This window comes from Ideonella margarita (assembly GCF_038066635.1).
Classification (GTDB): Bacteria; Pseudomonadota; Gammaproteobacteria; order Burkholderiales; family Burkholderiaceae_C; genus Ideonella; species Ideonella margarita.
Genome location: NZ_JBBUTI010000004.1, coordinates 391,950 through 409,267 on the forward strand (window position 1 = coordinate 391,950; position 17,318 = coordinate 409,267).

The 17,318-nt window shown below is 66.2% G+C and carries 14 protein-coding genes and 1 tRNA gene; 7 read left to right on the plus strand and 8 right to left on the minus strand.

Features of this window, described 5'->3' with window-relative positions; translation table 11 throughout:
- Positions 1-16 precede the first annotated feature (16 nt).
- On the minus strand, positions 17-751 hold the full coding sequence (gene ompR, locus AACH00_RS07175) for an osmolarity response regulator transcription factor OmpR (RefSeq protein WP_341398394.1): 735 nt from the start codon (positions 749-751) through the stop codon (positions 17-19).
- Positions 752-922: 171 nt separating this feature from the next.
- On the opposite strand from ompR, the gene AACH00_RS07180 reads away from it, so the two are divergent.
- Positions 923-1,648 carry an SIMPL domain-containing protein gene (locus AACH00_RS07180; protein WP_341398395.1) on the plus strand — a complete coding sequence of 242 codons (726 nt, stop codon included), beginning with the start codon at positions 923-925 and terminating at the stop codon, positions 1,646-1,648.
- Positions 1,649-1,668: 20 nt separating this feature from the next.
- On the opposite strand, the gene AACH00_RS07185 is transcribed toward AACH00_RS07180, so the two are convergent.
- On the minus strand, positions 1,669-2,445 hold the full coding sequence (locus AACH00_RS07185; RefSeq protein ID WP_341398396.1) for a 3-hydroxybutyrate dehydrogenase: 777 nt from the start codon (positions 2,443-2,445) through the stop codon (positions 1,669-1,671).
- Positions 2,446-2,536: 91 nt separating this feature from the next.
- On the opposite strand from AACH00_RS07185, the gene AACH00_RS07190 reads away from it, so the two are divergent.
- The 6 genes from AACH00_RS07190 to AACH00_RS07215 all read left to right on the plus strand — a co-directional run bounded on the left by AACH00_RS07190 (position 2,537) and on the right by AACH00_RS07215 (position 9,318).
- Positions 2,537-3,415 (plus strand): alpha/beta fold hydrolase, encoded by an 879-nt coding sequence (locus AACH00_RS07190; RefSeq protein ID WP_341398397.1) that lies wholly within the window; start codon positions 2,537-2,539, stop codon positions 3,413-3,415.
- Positions 3,412-5,703 (plus strand): RelA/SpoT family protein, encoded by a 2,292-nt coding sequence (locus AACH00_RS07195; protein ID WP_341398398.1) that lies wholly within the window; start codon positions 3,412-3,414, stop codon positions 5,701-5,703. Before AACH00_RS07190 ends, AACH00_RS07195 begins: the two co-directional genes overlap by 4 nt.
- A gap of 68 nt (positions 5,704-5,771) precedes the next feature.
- Positions 5,772-5,848: transfer RNA gene (locus AACH00_RS07200), tRNA-Val, on the plus strand.
- 194 nt (positions 5,849-6,042) lie between these two features.
- Entirely contained in the window at positions 6,043-6,630 is a 588-nt protein-coding gene (gene phaR / locus AACH00_RS07205) for a polyhydroxyalkanoate synthesis repressor PhaR (RefSeq protein ID WP_341398399.1), read from the plus strand.
- Positions 6,631-6,720: 90 nt separating this feature from the next.
- Complete coding sequence (gene rimO, locus AACH00_RS07210) at positions 6,721-8,091, plus strand: 30S ribosomal protein S12 methylthiotransferase RimO (RefSeq protein WP_341398400.1); 1,371 nt, start codon at positions 6,721-6,723, stop codon at positions 8,089-8,091.
- A gap of 30 nt (positions 8,092-8,121) precedes the next feature.
- Positions 8,122-9,318, plus strand: coding sequence for a PLP-dependent transferase (locus tag AACH00_RS07215; protein ID WP_341398401.1), 1,197 nt, complete (start codon positions 8,122-8,124; stop codon positions 9,316-9,318).
- Between the two features lie 33 nt (positions 9,319-9,351).
- Here AACH00_RS07215 and AACH00_RS07220 read toward each other — a convergent pair whose 3' ends face one another.
- The 6 genes from AACH00_RS07220 to AACH00_RS07245 are packed head-to-tail and all read right to left on the minus strand — an operon-like array spanning position 9,352 to position 17,309.
- Positions 9,352-10,521 carry a protein-glutamate methylesterase/protein-glutamine glutaminase gene (locus AACH00_RS07220; RefSeq protein WP_341398402.1) on the minus strand — a complete coding sequence of 390 codons (1,170 nt, stop codon included), beginning with the start codon at positions 10,519-10,521 and terminating at the stop codon, positions 9,352-9,354.
- Between the two features lie 27 nt (positions 10,522-10,548).
- Complete coding sequence (locus tag AACH00_RS07225; protein WP_341398403.1) at positions 10,549-11,040, minus strand: chemotaxis protein CheD; 492 nt, start codon at positions 11,038-11,040, stop codon at positions 10,549-10,551.
- The gene (locus AACH00_RS07230) at positions 11,033-11,827 is read right to left on the minus strand and encodes a CheR family methyltransferase (protein ID WP_341398404.1); all 795 of its coding nucleotides are present in this window, start codon (positions 11,825-11,827) and stop codon (positions 11,033-11,035) included. Before AACH00_RS07230 ends, AACH00_RS07225 begins: the two co-directional genes overlap by 8 nt.
- A gap of 40 nt (positions 11,828-11,867) precedes the next feature.
- Entirely contained in the window at positions 11,868-12,416 is a 549-nt protein-coding gene (locus tag AACH00_RS07235) for a chemotaxis protein CheW (RefSeq protein WP_341398405.1), read from the minus strand.
- Between the two features lie 15 nt (positions 12,417-12,431).
- Positions 12,432-15,026 (minus strand): methyl-accepting chemotaxis protein, encoded by a 2,595-nt coding sequence (locus AACH00_RS07240; RefSeq protein WP_341398406.1) that lies wholly within the window; start codon positions 15,024-15,026, stop codon positions 12,432-12,434.
- A 30-nt stretch (positions 15,027-15,056) separates the two neighbouring features.
- The gene (locus AACH00_RS07245; RefSeq protein ID WP_341398407.1) at positions 15,057-17,309 is read right to left on the minus strand and encodes a chemotaxis protein CheA; all 2,253 of its coding nucleotides are present in this window, start codon (positions 17,307-17,309) and stop codon (positions 15,057-15,059) included.
- Positions 17,310-17,318 lie beyond the last annotated feature (9 nt).

Genomic DNA, 17,318 nt, shown 5'->3' on the forward strand with positions numbered 1-17,318 from the left:
CAGGAAATCAGGAAGATCAGGCGGCTTCGCTGGGCACAAACACGTAGCCCACACCCCAGACGGTTTGAATGTAGCGCGGGTTGCCCGGATCCGGCTCCAGCATCTTGCGCAGGCGGGAAATCTGGACGTCCAGGCTGCGGTCGAAGGGCTCGAACTCACGGCCACGGGCCAGCTGGGCCAGCTTGTCGCGGCTGAGCGGCTGGCGCGGGTGGCGCACCAGGGCCTTGAGCATCGAGAACTCGCCGGTGGTCAGCGTGATCTGCTCGCCTTCCTTGGTCAGGCGGCGCAGCGACAGATCAAACTCGAACGGGCCGAAGCTGACGATCTGTGCGTCCTTGGCCGGGGCGCCAGGCGCTTCCTGCGTCGGGCGGCGGCGCAGCACGGCATGGATGCGGGCCAGCAGTTCACGCGGGTTGAACGGCTTGGGCAGGTAATCGTCGGCGCCCACTTCCAGACCGACGATGCGGTCGACGTCTTCGACCTTGGCCGTCAGCATGATGATGGGCGTGGTGTCACCGGCGGCGCGCAGGCGCCGGCAGATCGACAGGCCGTCTTCACCGGGCAGCATCAGGTCGAGCACGATCAGGTCGATCGTTTCACGCGTCAGCAGGCGGTTCAGCGCCTTGGCATCTTCAGCCAGCAGCACATCGAAGCCTTCCTGCGTCAGGTAGCGACGCAGCAAGTCCCGGATACGGGCGTCATCGTCAACGACGACGATGCGGTCTTGCCGGGCAGAGGCGGGTGCGTTCATGGCGGATCCTGAATTTGTAACAGCAACGGATTGTGAAGGCCGGACAAGGACTTGCGCTCGAAAAATGACCCGCTGTTACATCTGTTGCCCCCAGAATTCACGCTTTGGGGTTGTCAGCCGGAATCCGCTCTGCGACGTTCTCTTCACATGATCTCAACCAACGCCACACGCATGAACTCTTCCCTTCGCCGCCGCGCTGGCTCTGCGCTGATCTTCGGGTTGGCCGGTTTTGCAGGCACTGCCGCCACCGCGGCTGAGGTAGTGCCGCAAGGCGTGCTGCAACTCAGTGCCACCGCCACACAAGAGGCGCCGCAAGACTGGATGCGCCTGCAGTTGCAAGTCACGCGCGAGGGCGCTGATCCGGTGGCCGTTCAAAGCCAGCTGAAGCAGGCCCTGGACGCTGCACTGGCGGAGGCCCGCAAGGTGGCAAAGCCGGGCCAGGTGGAGTTGCAGACCAACGGCATGAGCGTGTCGCCGCGGTACGGGCAGAAGGGCACGATCACCGGCTGGCAAGGCCGTGGTGAATTGCTGGTGGAAGGACGCGACATGGCCGCCATCAGCCAGCTCAGCGGCAAGTTCGGCAGCATGACGGTCGGCCAGATCAGCTACAGCTTGTCACGCGAGGCCCGCGAGAAGCTCGAAGCCGACGTGACCGCCCAGGCCATCGCGCGTTTTCGCGCACGGGCCGCTGACCAAGCCAAGCTGTTCGGCTACGCCGGGTTCGAATTGCGCGAGGTCAGCGTGAACAGCGACGCCAGCGTGGAATCGGTGCAGCCGAGCTTCCGCGCCAAGGCCATGCTGGCCGCAGCCCCGATGGCCGATGGCGTGCCCATGCCGGTGGAGGCCGGCAAGGGTACCGTCACCACCACGGTCAGTGGCAGCGTGCAGCTGAAGTAACTCAGCTGCTCAGCGCAGCATCACTGCGCCACCCAGCCGCCATCCATGTTGATGGCGGTGCCGCGGATGTTGTTGCCGGCGGGCGAGCACAGGAAGACGGCCAGCGCGGCCAGCTCTTCCGGCGTGGTGAACTGCAGCGACGGTTCCTTCTCGGCCAGCAGGCGGCGCTGCGCTTCTTCCACGCTCACGCCTTCGGCCACGGCGCGGGCGTCCACCTGCTTCTGCACCAGCGGGGTCAAGACCCAGCCCGGGCAGATGGCGTTCACGGTGACGCCGGTGGTGGCGGTTTCCAGCGCGGCGGTCTTGGTGAAGCCCACCACGCCGTGCTTGGCGGCCACATAGGCGCTCTTGTTGGCCGAGGCCACCAGGCCGTGCACCGACGCGATGTTCAGCACGCGGCCCCAGCCGCGGGCCTTCATGCCCGGCAGGGCGGCGCGCGTGGCGTGGAACACCGAGCTCAGGTTGATGGCGATGATGGCGTCCCACTTGTCGACCGGGAATTCATCGACCGGCGCCACATGCTGGATGCCCGCGTTGTTGACGAGCACGTCGATGCGGCCGAAGCGCGCTTCGCAGGCCCGCACCATGTCCTCGATCTCGGCCGCCTTGCTCATGTCGGCACCGTGGTAGGCCACGCTGCCACCGGTGGCAGCCGCCTGCACTTCGGCGATGGCCGCTTGGTGGTCGCCGAAACCATTGAGCATCACGTTCGCACCTTGGGCGGCCAGGGCCTTGGCCATGCCAAGCCCGATGCCGCTGGTGGACCCGGTGACCAATGCAGTTTTTCCTTTGAGCATGCCGAAATCTCCTGAGGGGTTGCTAAAGTGATTATCCGGGAGCGAGCCTTGAAGAATGCTTGCATGCCCCTAGCTGTTTTGTGAGCCCACCATGCCCCACACGCTGAACTCTCCTCGCCAGTCCCATGTGCAATGCCTTGGGGCGCGCGGTCTGCACCGCATGGCCGTGACCGAGTGGGGCGATCCGGCCAACCCGCGCGTCGTGGTGTGCGTGCATGGCCTGACGCGCCAAGGCCGGGACTTCGATGTACTGGCCCAGTCGCTGGCGCCGCACTTCCGCGTGGTCTGCCCCGACGTGGTGGGGCGCGGCCAGTCGAGCTGGCTGAGTGACCCGACGGGCTACGCCATTCCTGCCTACGTGGCTGACATGGTCACGCTGCTGGCCCGCATCAATGCGCCCGAGGTGCATTGGGTGGGCACATCGATGGGCGGCTTGATTGGCTTGGGGCTGGCATCGCTGCCGGGCTCACCGCTGCGCAGCCTGGTGCTGAATGATGTCGGCCCGAAGATTGAATACGCATCGCTGCAGCGCATCGGCCAGTACGTGGGGATGCCGGTGCGCTGGCCCACTGAGCAGGCCGCTGCCGATGGACTGTGGGAGATTTCCAAGGGCTTCGGCCCGCACACGCCGGAAGAGTGGCTGGCCCTGACGCGGCCCCAACTGGTGCGTGACGGCGACGCCTTCAAGAGCCACTACGACCCGGCCATCGGCGTGCCGTTCCGGGCGGTCACGCCCGAGATTGCCGCAGCGGGCGAAGCTGCGTTATGGATGGCCTGGGACAGCCTGAAGCTGCCGACCTTGCTGCTGCGCGGCGGTGACTCTGATTTGCTGTCCGCCGAGACCGCGGCACAGATGACCCAGCGCGGCCCGTGCGCCAGGCTGGTCGAGTTCGCCGGTGTGGGCCATGCGCCGACCCTTGTGCACGAAGACCAGGTGAGCGTGGTGCGCGCGTTTCTCGGGGTGGCATGAAGAGCCAGACCAGCCAGACGGCGCTTGAGGCAGCCCCCATCGTTGCATTGGCTGCCGACATGGGCAGCCCTGCGCTGCCCGGCGCACGTGCTGCTGCCGGCGCCTTGCCGGCCACGCAGCAACCCGACGCCGCCACGGCACTGGAACGCGCCCGCGCGTTCTCCGAGCCGCTGTTGTCGGGCCGGCCGCTGGACACCGGTGAAGACGGTTATGGCCATGCACAAGGCGTGGCCGACATCCTCAAGCACATCGGCGGCGCGCCCAACCTGCAGGCTGCGGCGTACCTGGTGTACGCCGCAGACTTTCTGCAGCGCCCGGAAGATGTGGTCGAGAAAGCGTTCGGGCCGTCCTACGCCAGCCTGGTGACCCTCACGCGCAAGCTGGTGCAGATTCAGCGTGCAGCCCGAGAGGCGCAGATCGAGGAAGACCAGCAAGCCCAGCAGACCGAGCGCGTGCGCAAGATGCTGCTGGCCTTCTCGCGCGATCTGCGCGTGGTGCTGCTGCGTCTGGCTTCGCGGCTGCAGACGCTGCGCTGGTATGCGGCCTCGAAAACGCCGTGTCCGGCGGCGCTGGCGTCTGAATCACGGCAGGTGTTTGCGCCGCTGGCCAATCGCCTCGGCATCTGGCAGATCAAGTGGGAAATGGAAGACCTGGCCTTCCGCTTCCTGCAGCCCGACGAGTACAAGCGCATCGCAGGCTTGCTGGCTGAAAAGCGTGTCGAGCGGGAGGCCGGCATGCTGGCCGTGCAGCAGCAGCTCAGCGCCGATCTGCAGGCCCATGGCGTGGCCGCGCTGGTGACCGGGCGGCCGAAGCACCTTTACAGCATCTGGAAGAAGATGCAGGGCAAGCAACTCGATTTTGCGCGGGTGATGGACGTGCGCGCCTTGCGAGTGGTGGTGGCCGATGTGCCCGCCTGCTACAGCGCGCTCAGCCGGGTGCATGAGCGCTTCCGGGCTGTGTCCGGTGAGTTTGACGACTACATCGCCCGGCCGAAGGCGAATGGCTATCGATCCCTGCACACCGTGGTGCTGGGCGATGACGACCGGCCGGTGGAGGTGCAGATCCGCACCCAGGCCATGCATGAGCATGCCGAATACGGCGTTGCCGCGCACTGGGCCTACAAGGAAGCGGGCGCCAAGGGCTATGCCGGTGTCGCCGCCGATGGTGACTTCGAAGAGCGCGTGGCCGAGGCCCGCAAGGCCGTGCTGCGCCAGTTGCTGGCCTGGGAGCGTGATTTCGCGGGCCAGGGCGGGCAGGGCAGCGAGACGGGCGCGCCGTCGTTCGATGACCGCATCTATGTGTTCACCCCGCAGGCGGCGGTGATCGAGCTGACGGCCGGTGCCACGCCGATCGACTTCGCGTATTCGCTGCACACCGATGTCGGCCACCGTTGCCGCGGCGCGAAGGTCGACGGCGTGATGGTGCCGCTGTCCACGCCGCTGGCCAACGGGCAGACGGTGGAGGTGATCACGCTGAAGGAGGGCGGGCCCTCGCTGGACTGGCTCAACCAGGAACTGGGGTTCCTGAAGAGCCCGAGGGCGCGGGCCAAGGTGCGCGGCTGGTTCAACGGCCAGGCGCAGGTGGAAACCATCGCCAAGGGCCGCGAGTCCGTTGAAAAGCTGCTGCAGCGCGAGGGCCGCACGGCCATGAAGCTCGACGACCTGGCGGGGCAACTCGGCTTCAAGCATGCCGATGCCTTGTTCGAGGTGGTGGGCAAGGACGAATATTCGCTGCGCAACATCGAGCAGCTGCTGCGCCCGCCCGAGCCCGAGGTGGACGAGGATGTGCCCTTCCTGCGGCCGTCGCGTGCAGATGCCACCGGCACCCGCGGTGGGGTGCTGGTGGTGGGCGTGGAAAGCCTGCTCACCAACCTGGCGCGTTGCTGCCGCCCGGCACCGCCTGACGCCATTGGCGGGTTCGTGACGCGCGGCAAGGGTGTGGCGGTGCATCGCCGCGATTGCCAGAACTTCCGGCACATGGCCGAGCGCCTGCCCGAGCGGGTGATTCCAGTCACCTGGGGTGAGCCGGCCAAGGGCAGCGAAGCCGCCTACCCGGTGGACGTGGTGATCGAGGCGGGCGACCGCCAGGGCCTGCTGCGCGACATCAGTGAGGTGTTCACCAAGGAGCGCATGAACGTGACGGGCGTGCACACCCAGTCGGTGCGTGACAGCCATGGCAAGACGGCCTGGATGACGTTCACCGTGGAAGTGGCCGATGCATCCCGCTTGCAGCAGGTGATGAAGGTGGTCGCGCGCATCGCTGGCGTCCGGCACGTACGTAGAAAGTAAACAATCGAATCCAAAAGGCTTGCGGGCCGTTGGAAAACCATGCTAAACTGCTAGCTTCAGCAAACGACAGGCGCGTAGCTCAGTTGGTTAGAGCACCACCTTGACATGGTGGGGGTCGTTGGTTCGAATCCAATCGCGCCTACCAAATTCAGGATCAAGCCCAGCTTGGTTCGACTGGTAGGAAAGCCCGGAAGGTCTCAGATCTTCCGGGCTTTTTTCATTTCCTGGCTGAAATTCACCGGCAATCACCCTGACAGTGCATTCCCGGGATGGCGCTTTGTGGTGGCCTCGTAGAATCTTTGTGCACTTGCACAATTCTGTTTCCGGAGCCCACCTTCAATGCCCACTTCCCGCCGCGCTGCTGCCGCTGACACCCGCCCCGACACCGAGGGCACGCCGGCCTTGCGCGTCTTGAAGAAGTATCCGAACCGGCGCCTCTATGACACCCTGGCCAGCACCTACATCACGCTGGCCGATGTGAAGGCGATGGTGCTGGAAGGCATGGAGTTCGAGGTGCGCGACGCCAAGACGGGCGACGACCTGACCCGCAGCATCCTGCTGCAGATCATCCTGGAAGAGGAAAGCGGCGGCATGCCGATGTTCTCGTCGCAGATGCTCTCGCAGATCATCCGTTTCTACGGCCATGCGATGCAGGGCATGATGGGCTCGTACCTTGAGAAGAACCTGCAGACCTTCGTCGACATGCAGGGCCGCCTGACCGAGCAGGCGCGCGGCCTGTATGACCCGGCCGCCTTCACCCCAGAGATGTGGGCGCAGTTCATGAGCGGCCAGGCCCCGGTGATGCAGGGCCTGATGGGCAACTATCTGGAGCAGTCGAAGAACCTGTTCGTGCAGATGCAGGAGCAGGTGCAGAAGCAGGCTGGCGGCTTGTTCCCGGCCTTCCCGGTGCCGCCAGCACAAAAATAAGCGCCACAAAACGCCCGGAAAGGTCGAACCAGGCCCGACTTGGGTGACTGAGCCGGGCAATGTCCGGTCGGGTTTGCGACAATCGGGCCCATGAGTTCCGACCACACCGCACCCACCATCGGGTTTGTCAGCCTCGGCTGCCCGAAGGCCCTGACCGACTCCGAGCTGATCCTGACCCAACTGTCCGCCGAGGGTTACAAGACCAGCAAGACCTACCAGGGCGCCGATCTGGTGATTGTCAACACCTGCGGCTTCATCGACGATGCCGTCAAGGAAAGCCTGGACACCATCGGTGAAGCCCTGGCTGAAAACGGCAAGGTGATCGTCACCGGCTGCCTTGGCGCACGCCAGGCTGACAGCGGTGAAAACATGGTTCGTGCCGTGCACCCGAAGGTGCTGGCTGTCACCGGCCCGCACGCCACCCAGGAAGTGATGGACGCGGTGCACACCCACGTGCCCAAGCCGCATGATCCGTTCATCGACCTGGTGCCGGCCGCCGGCATCAAGCTCACGCCGCGGCACTACGCTTATCTGAAGATCAGCGAAGGCTGCAACCACCGCTGCACCTTCTGCATCATCCCGAGCATGCGCGGCGACCTGGTCTCGCGCCCGGTGGGTGATGTGTTGAGCGAAGCCCGCGCGCTGTTCGAAGGCGGCGTCAAGGAATTGCTGGTGGTCAGCCAGGATACGTCTGCCTACGGCGTGGACGTGAAGTACCGCACCGGCTTCTGGGACGGCGCGCCGGTCAAGACCCGCATGCTCGACCTGACGGCCAAGCTGGGTGAACTGGCTCGCCAGCACGGCGCCTGGGTACGGCTGCATTACGTCTACCCGTATCCGCACGTCGACGAGATCATTCCTCTCATGGCCGAAGGCCTGGTGCTGCCGTATCTGGACGTGCCGTTCCAGCATGCGCACCCCGATGTGCTCAAGCGCATGAAGCGCCCGGCCAGCGGCGAGAAGAACCTCGAGCGCATCCTGCGCTGGCGCGAGCTTTGCCCGGACATCGTCATCCGCTCGACCTTCATCGCCGGCTTCCCCGGTGAAACCGAAGAAGAGTTCAGCTACCTGCTCGACTTCCTGAAGGAAGCGCAGATCGACCGCGCGGGCTGCTTCGCCTACTCGCCGGTGAATGGCGCCACCGCCAATGAGCTGCCGGGTGCCCTGCCTGACGAGCTGCGTGAAGAGCGCCGCGCCCGCTTCATGGAGGTGGCCGAGCAGGTGTCGATCGCCCGCCTGCAGCGCCGTGTGGGCGCCACGATGCAGGTGCTGGTGGACAGCGCGCCTGCGCTGGGCCGCCGTGGTGGCGTGGCCCGCACCTACGCAGACGCGCCCGAGATCGACGGTACCGTGCGCCTGCTGCCGCCGGCCAAGGCCTCGACGCAGCTGCGTGTGGGTGAGTTTGCCCGCGCCCGCATCGTGTCGGTCGACGGCCACGATTTGATCGGCGAGCCGATCTGAGGCTGCGGTGGCGGTGATACAACCGTGGTCATGCAAGACGATGACCACACCGCCACCCGCCTGATTCACCACCCGTACACCGCCCCGGCTGATTTCGAATCGCCGGTGGTGCCGGTGGCCAAGGCATCGACTGTCTACTTCCCGAACATGGCTGCGCTGCGCGCGCGCCGCTGGGTCGACAAGAGCGCCTACACCTACGGGCTGCACGGCACGCCCACCACCTACACGTTGGAAGCCCGCCTGGCGACGCTGGAACATGCGCGCCATGTGCTGCTGGCGCCCAGCGGCCTGAGCGCGGTCACGCTGGTCGACATGGCCTTGCTGGGGCAGGGCGACACGGTGCTGCTGCCCGACAACGTGTACTGGCCGAACAAGGATTTCAGCCGTCACGAGCTGGCGCGCTGGGGCATTGCACACGACGTGTATGACCCGCTGGATGTGGCCACGCTGGCGGCCAAGCTGACGCCGGAGGTGAAGTTGGTGTGGCTGGAAGCGCCGGGCTCGGTGAGCATGGAGTTTCCGGATCTGGAGGGCCTGATCCGCTGCGTGCGTGCCCACGCACCGCAGGCGCTGATCGCCCTCGACAACACGTGGGGCGCCGGCCTGGCGTTCAACCCGTTTGCCATGCCGCAAGGCGTGGGCGTGGACCTGACGGTGCATGCGCTGACCAAGTACCCCTCAGGCGGCGGTGACGTGCTGATGGGCTCGGTGGCCTGCCTTGACGACGCCTTGCATGAGCGCCTGGCCTGGACCCACAGCCGCCTGGGCCTGGGCGTGGGTGCGAACGACGTGGAAGCGGTGCTGCGCGCCTTGCCGACCGTGGCCTTGCGCTACCACGCGCAAGATGCGGCGGCCCGCCAGATTGCCGTGTGGGCGCAGCAGCATGCAGCCGTGCGTCGCGTGCTGCACCCGGCGCTGCCTGATTCACCCGGCCATGCGCATTGGGCTGCCACCTGCCATGCAGCGGCGGGCTTGCTGACGCTGGAGATCGACCCGCGCTTCAGCGCTGCGGCGGTGGATGCCTTCGTCGAGCAGCTCGAATACTTCCGCATCGGCTGGAGCTGGGGCGGCGCGGTCAGCCTGGCCGTGCCTTACCAGGCTCAAGCCATGCGCCAGTTGCCGCAGCCGTATGCCGGCGTGCTGGTGCGCTTGTGCATCGGCCTGGAAAACGTGAACGACCTGATCGCCGACCTGGGCCGGGGGCTGGACGCCTTGACGGCGGGTTGAACTTCAGCCCGAACGTCCGCCAGAAGGTCAGCCTCAGCCAGTAACGGCCGCCTTGGCCAGCCAGGCGGGCATCTGCTGCAGGCCCAGCACGCGGCCTGCGGCGCCCAGCTTGATGGCCTCGGCGGGCATGCCCCACACCACGCTGCTGGCCTCGTCCTGGGCCGCGGTCTGGGCACCGGCCTGTTTCATCTCCAGCAGGCCCCGGGCGCCGTCGTCACCCATGCCCGTGAGCAGGATGCCCACGGCATTGCGGCCGACGCTTTGCGCCACCGACTTGAACAACACGTCCACCGAGGGCTTGTGCCGGTTCACCAGCGGTCCGTCGGCCACCTTCACCAGGTATTGCGCGCCGCTGCGCTCCAGCCGCATGTGCTTGCCGCCCGGAGCAATCAGCACACGCCCCGGCAATACGCGGTCGCCGTCGCGCGCTTCGGCCACGTCCATCTCGCACAGGCCGTTCAGGCGCGCCGCCAGTGAGGCGGTGAACTGCTCGGGCATGTGCTGCACCAGCACGATGCCGGGCGTCGTGCGCGGCAGCTGGGTGAGCAAGGCTTCCATGGTCTGCACCCCGCCGGTCGACAGGCCGAGTGCGATGACCTTGTCGGTGGTGGCCGCCATGGCGCCGGTGGCTGCGGGCATGGGCATCTGGCGCGCTGCGAGTGCGGCCGGTGAGCCGGGTACGGGTGGGAGCAGTCGGCTGCCGGGTGCATTCACCGCATTGGGCAGGCCGGGTGCACCGGGCAGGCCCGCGACCTTGGACAGTGCAGGGGCGCCGCTGTTCACCGGCATGGCCCGCAGGTTGGCCTTGGCGGCGGCGCGCACGGCGTCCACCAACCCGTTGCCACCGTCGCCCAGAAAATCTCGCAGCCCTTGCGTCGGCTTTGTCACGAAGCTCACGGCGCCGGCGGCCAGCGCCTGCAAGGTGGTTTCACAGCCCACCAGCGTCAGCGTCGAGCACATCACCACCGGGGTGGGGCGGTGCGCCATCACCTGCCTGAGGAAGGAGATGCCGTCCATGCGCGGCATTTCCACATCCAGCACCAGCACGTCGGGCCACTGGGTCTGCATCTTGGGCCAGGCAAACAGCGGGTCCGAGGCGGTGGCGATGACCTCGAAGCCGGCCGCCGTCATCAGGTTGGACAGGTGGGTGCGCACGACAGCGGAGTCGTCCACCAGCATCACCTTGATCTTGTTGTTGGGCATGCGTGGGGTACTCGTGGTTTCAGGCCATCAACCGATGGGTTGGCCGCGGCGCATTTCCACCGTGCCGTCGATCAGGCTCATCCGGACGATGCGGGGCACGTTGTCGCCCACGTCCACGCCGACCAGGCTGAAGCCGAACTGATCGATCAGGGACCAGCCCATCTCGATGTTGCGCTCACCGATGTTGCGGTTGGTGCGCTCCAGCTCGGGCATGGTGTCGGCGCCGCCATACAGGTGGGCTTCAAAGTCCGCGGGTTTGGTGCCGGCGCGCTTGAGGGCATCCACCAGCATGCCGATGGCCTCGTCACCGAACTTGCCGTCGCGCGGCTCATTGGCGGGGCGTTGGCGGTTGGGCAGCAGGTAGTGGCACATGCCGCCGATGCGGTGCCTCGGGTTCCACAGCGTGACTGCCACACAAGAGCCGATCAAGGTGCGCAGGCTGGGCACGCCCGCGCCGAAGAACAGCTCTCCGGGCATCAGGTTCAGCTCGCGAGGACCGGTCCAGCCGCGATCAGGCATGGGTGTACACCGCGGGTTGCAGGGTCTTGAGCGGCAGGCTCAGGTTCACCAGCGATTCCGAGTGACCGGAAAACAGCAGGCCACCAGGCGCCAGTTTCTTCATCACGCGCGAGACGATTTCGCGCTTGGATGGCACATCGAAATAGATCAGCACATTGCGCAGGAAGATCACCTGGAACTCACCGATCTCGGGCAGCTGCTCCAGCAGGTTCGCGGTCTGGAAGTGGACGTGGTCACGCAGCTCTCGCGCCATCAGCATGTGCTGCGCATAGTCGCCGTGGCCACGCAGGCAGTAGCGCTTGCGGTAGTACTCGGGGATGCCCTCAGCACGGCTCAGCGGATACAGACCCTTGTTGGCCGTGTCGACCACGCTGGTGGACAGATCCGTGCCCACCACCTGCCACGGCCGCTGCTGCAGGCGGTCGCGCAGCACCATGGCGATGCTGTAGGCCTCTTCGCCCGAGGAGCTGGCACCGCTCCAGACGCGGAAGGCGCCGGGGCCCTTCCAGGTTTCCAGGTGAGCGCCGAGGTACTGGAAGTGCTCGGGTTCGCGGAAGAAATAGGTTTCGTTGGTGGTCAGCCGGTCGACCAGCCGCACCTGCTCGTCTGCCGCAGAAGACGACAGGGCCCAGCCCACATAGGTGTCGAGATCGGTGTGACCCGCCTCGTTGGCCAGGCGTTGCAGGCGGCCCTGCACCAGGGCCAGCTTGTCTGGCCCGAGGCGGATGCCGGACTGGGCATGGAAAAAATCCGTGACAGCGACAAAGCTGTGTTGCGACAGGTTCATGACGGCGTCCGACGAGGCACAGGGCAGAGGAGCGGCGGGGTCAATGCAGCCACCGCGATTGGTCGCAGTGCTCGCCCACCAGGCGATGCAGTTCCGTCTCGTCGAAGATGCGGGTCAGGTCCAGCAACTCAACGCTCTGGCCGTGTACCCGTGCGATGCCACCGATGAATTGCGGCGAGACCCGCGTGCCGATCGACGGTGCAGGCGCTACGTCATCGGCACACAGCTCCAGCACCTCGTGCACGGCGTCCACCAGCACGCCGTGGCGCTGGTTCTGGCCGTCGGCGTTGTGGGTTTCCACGATCACGATGCAGGAGCGGCGACCAATCTCGGTGCGCGGCAAGCTCAGCCGCTGGCTGAGGTCGAACACCGGCACCACCGAGCCGCGCAGGTTCATCACGCCGCGCACGAAGCGCGGCATCATCGGCACCTCGGTCAGGCTGACCACCTGCAGAATTTCGCGCACGGCTTCGATCGGCACGGCGTACAGCGCATCGCCGAGCGCAAAGCGCAGCAGTTGCCTGCGCTCCTGCGACGGGTCCGGCTCAGCCGCACGCTGAGCCAGGGCGTGGTGGATGGTTTGGTTCATCGTGGCTGCGCTGGCTCAGAAGCGCCCGAAGCTGGATTCATCGATCTGGCCCTGGCCGCGGCCGAAGCTGCTGCCGTTGCGTGCGGCCGGGCCGTTGTCGGTATCCAGCGAACGCGAAGGCAGGCGCATCATGCCGTCGGACTTCAGGGCCGGACGCGGACGCACGGCCGAGGCCGATGCCTGTCGCGAGGCGCGGCTGCTGCCGCCACCTTGCCCGCCGTAGCTCGGCTCGCCGTCAATGCGGAAGAAGCGCATCATTTCCTGCAGCTGGCCCGCCTGTGCCGACATCTCCTCGGCCGTGGCCGACAGCTCTTCCGAGGCGGAGGCGTTCTGCTGGGTGTTGCTGTTGAGGTGGTTCATCGCGTTGTTGATCTGGCTGACGCTGCCGGCCTGTTCACCCGATGCTGCAGCGATCTCCTGGACCAGCTCGCTGGTCTTGTTGATCGACGGCACCATCTGCGAGAGCAGGGCGCCTGCGCGCTCGGCCATCTGCACGCTGCTGCCCGCCAGTTCGCCAATTTCCTGGGCGGCCACCTGGCTGCGCTCAGCCAGCTTGCGCACCTCGGCTGCCACCACCGCGAAGCCCTTGCCGTGCTCACCGGCCCGCGCTGCCTCGATGGCCGCGTTCAGGGCCAGCAGGTTGGTCTGGTAGGCGATGTCGTCGATGATGGAAATCTTGGTGGCGATCTGCTTCATCGCCTCGACCGTCTTGCTCACCGCTGCACCGCCTTCAACGGCTTCGGTCGCGGCCTTGGTGGCCATGCCGTCGGTCACGGTGGCGGAGTCGGAGTTCTGGCGGATCGACGCGGCCATCTCCTGCAGCGACGCCGTGGTTTCTTCCACGCCGGCAGCCTGCGACGACGCGGCCTGCGACAGCGCCTGTGACGTGGCCGACACCTGCCCTGCGGCCGAGTTCAGCTGCTGCGCCGCGGCGCTCACATCGCTGATCGTTTCCACGAGCTGCGAGATCATCTTGTTCACGTCGGTCTGCAGCTGGCCGAAGATGCCGTCGTAGCTGCCGTCGATGCGCCGCGTGAGGTTGCCTGCGGCCACTTCACTCAGCACGTCGCTCACCTCGCTCAGGTTGCGCTCGGTGGCACCCAGCAGGTTGTTGATGCCTTCAGACAGCGTGAGGAAGAAGCCGGTCTTGTCGTCCAGGTTGACGCGGTTGTCGAACTGGCCCTGCGAGGCGGCATTCACGATGCCAGCCACTTCGTTGACCACGCTGACTTCCGCCGTGCGGTCCAGCCACTCGACCACCGTGCCGGTGCGCACACCCGCGCTGTCGAGTACCGGGGTGGCCGTCAGGTTGAAGGTGCGGCCACCGACCTTGATCTCGGCGCGGTGGGTGCCGCGGATCATGCCCAGCATGTTGCGCTGGTGGGCCGGGTTCTTGTGGAAGTCGTCGAAGTTGCTGTCCAGCACCTTGTCGGTCGAGAAGTTGGGCAGGTCACGACGCAGGTCGCCCTCCGCTGCCTTCAGCATGCCCAGCACGCTCTTGTTGCAGTAGCGGATGAAGCCGTTGGCGTCGGCAATCATCACGCTGGCATTGACCTCGTCCAGCGCCTGGCGCACACGGGTGGCTTCCATGCGCTGGTGGTCGATGGTCTTGAACAGGTTGCGGACCCGCTCGATGGTGTCGTTGATGAAGGCCTTCTTGCCTGGCAGCTGCTCCATCTCCACGTCGAAGTTGCCACGGCCCATTTCGTCGATGACGGACATGGCCTGCTTCTTCACGCGGATATGCGCGGCCACCATCTCGTTGACGCCTTGCGCCATGGTGCCGAAATCACCCTGGAACTTGGCCGGGTCGATGAACGCATCGATCTCGCCGCGCTCATGCTCGATGGCCATGCGGTTCATCTCGCCGATCAGTCCGGTGAGGTTGCCGCGCACCGATTCGATCGTGCGGTTGATGAAGGCCTTCTTGCCCGGCAGTTGCGCCAGCGTCGCGTCGAAATTGCCGCGGCCGAATTCGTCGAACACCGCCATCGCGGCCTTCTTCACATTGATGTGCGCGGCCACCAGGTCATTCACGCCCTGGGCCATCGTGCGGAAGTCGCCCTGGAACAGGGCCTCGTTCAGCGTGATGTCGATGTCACCGGTTTCATGCGCCGTGCTGACGCGCTTGACCTCTTCAACCAGGCCCACCAGGTTGGCACGCACGCTCTCGATGGTGTGGTTGATGAAGGCCTTCTTGCCCGGCAGCTTCTGCACATTGGCGCTGAAGTTGCCGCGGCTGAATTCGTCGAACACCGCCAGCGCGAGCTTCTTGGTGTCGATGTGCGAGGTGACCAGGGTGTTGACCCGGCCGGCCGTCAAGGCGAAGCCATGGTCGAACAGGCCGGTGTCGATGACCGCATCGATGTCGCCGGCGGCATGCTCGGCCGTCACGCGCTGCACTTCGCGGTCGATCAGACCGACCTGCTCCAGCAGGCGGTTGAGGTGCTTGCAGATGGTTGGGTCAGCGCCCTGCATGGCGGTGCTGGAGGCCCGTTGGGTGGTGTCGCCCGCGACGGCCGCGGCCAGCACGCGTGCGATCTCGGACAGCGCGCGTTGTTGCTGTTCATTGATGTGGCGCTGTTCTGCGCCGAAGAGATTGCTCAGCATGGGATGCTCCTGGGGGTCAATCGCGGGGAATCAATCGCGGGTGTAGGCGCCATCGGCCTGCTTGCGCTGCTGGTGGCTGGATCGGATGCACTGGTTCACCAGTGCGGGTACATCAAGAATCAGGGCCACCTCGCCACTGCCAAGGATGGTCGAGCCGGCGATGCCGGGCAGGTCCTTGAACATCGGGGCCAGGGGTTTGATGACGGTCTGGTGCTCGCCTTCGAGGCGGTCCACGATCAGGCCGATGGTGCTGACACCGGCGCGCACCAGCAGCAGGCTGCGTCGGCCGGCGTGGGCGGATGCCCTGCCGAAGTAGCGGGCCAGGTCGAGGTAGGGCAGCACGTCGCCACGCAGGTCGAAATAGCCGCTGACGCGCGCAGGGTCGGTGCGGTATTCGATCGGCGTTTCGATGCACTCGACGACCATCTCCAGCGGCACCACATAGTGCACGCCACTGACTTCACACAGGAAGCCGTCGATGATGGCCAGCGTCAGTGGCAGCCGGATCTGCGTGGTCGTGCCGTGGCCCATTTCGCTGGCCAGCAGCATCTGGCCACGCAGGGCCTCGATGTTGCGCTTGACCACGTCCATGCCCACGCCGCGGCCGGAAATGTCGGTCACCTGATCGGCGGTCGAGAAGCCTGGGTGGCAGATGAGCTGATGGATCTCGTTGTCGTTCAGGTGCTGGTCTGCGCCAACCAGGCCGCGCTCGATCGCCTTGGCCAGGATGCGGTCGCGGTTCAGACCACGGCCGTCATCGGACACCTCGATCATGATCGCGCCCGACTCGTGGTACGCATGCAGCGCCAGACGGCCCTGGGCCGGCTTGCCGGCGCGCAGTCGTTCTTCCGCGGGTTCGATGCCGTGGTCCAGGCTGTTGCGCACCAGGTGCATCAGCGGGTCGGCGATGGTTTCGACCATGCTCTTGTCGAGCTCGGTATCGCCACCGGTGATCTGCAGCTCCACATCCTTGCCCAGCGCTTTCGACACATCGCGCACCACGCGCTGGAAGCGGGTGAAGGTTTCGCCGATCGGCACCATGCGCAGGCCCAGCGCGCCGTCGCGGGCTTCCTGCACCAGGTCGTGGATGCGCAAGGTGGCTTCCAGCACGCGCGGTGCGCGCTCATGCTGGGCGGCCAGCTGGGCGCCGGAGCTGGCAATCACCAGCTCGCCGATCAGGTCGATCAGGCGGTCCAGCTTGTCAGCCCGCACGCGTATGAAGCGTGCGTCCGTGCCGCGGCGGCCGTTGTCGGGTGCGCGGCGTTCAGTGGTTTCGCGGCGCTCGAGCGCCACGGCCTCGACAGGCTCATGCGAAGGGCCAGCGGCAGGGGCGGTCGCCACCGAGGTGCCAGCCTGGGCGGCCACGGCCAGCGTTGCAGCAGCATCCGCGTCAGGCGGCGCGTCGGCCAGATTCACGCCCATGCCTTCGAGGCAGGCGCGATGGCGTTCCCGGCCAGCGTCGTCGGCATTGCAGGCCTCGACCATCGTGAGGTAGTCGGCGGCCGAGGCGTCTGGCGCCAGGATGTGGATGTCGCAGTCGCTCTCGGCGAACTCGAACACGCTGGCGATGGTGTCGCGCTGGGCTGCGGTGTGCAGGCGCAGATCGAAGCCGAGGTGGCATGACTCCGCGTCCAGCTCCAGCAACTCAGGCACCTGTTCGCACCAGGTGCGAACGTCGCGCAGCTCGCCGACCAGACCGAGGTAGCGGATGAAGGCCAGCGGATCCAGGCCATTGCGCAGCGCATCCACATGGAAGCGCAGTGCGATGTGCCAGACGGGTTCGATGTCGGCAGGTACGGCGTTGGCGCTGGCGACTTCGCTGTCGCGGTCAGCGGTGACATTCACCGGCGTGGCGGCAGCGCTTGCCGATGCGGGTTGCAGCAAGGCTGCCAGGTCGGCGCCCAGTTGCTGGCTGGTGGCGGCCACGTCGGGATCTGCGGCACCGCTCACCACCTCGTCCAGCAGCCGGCCCATCTGGTCTCGGCTCTGCAGGAGCAGGGCGGTCAGGTTTTCGCTGGCGGCGATCTGCCCGCTGCGCAGCGCTTCCATCACGCTTTCAACGTTGTGGGTGAAGCTGACCACCGCGGTGAAGCCAAACAGCCCCGCAGTGCCCTTGATGGTGTGTGCCGCGCGGAAAGCGGCGTTGAGGTTCTCCGTGTCCTTCGGGTCGGTTTCCATGACGAGCAGCGCCTGCTCGAACTGGCGCAGCATGTCGCTGGCTTCCTCAAGGAAGCCTTCCCGCGCTGCGGCAATGATCTCTGCGTCGTCGTCTTGGTAGGACAAGGTGGGTCT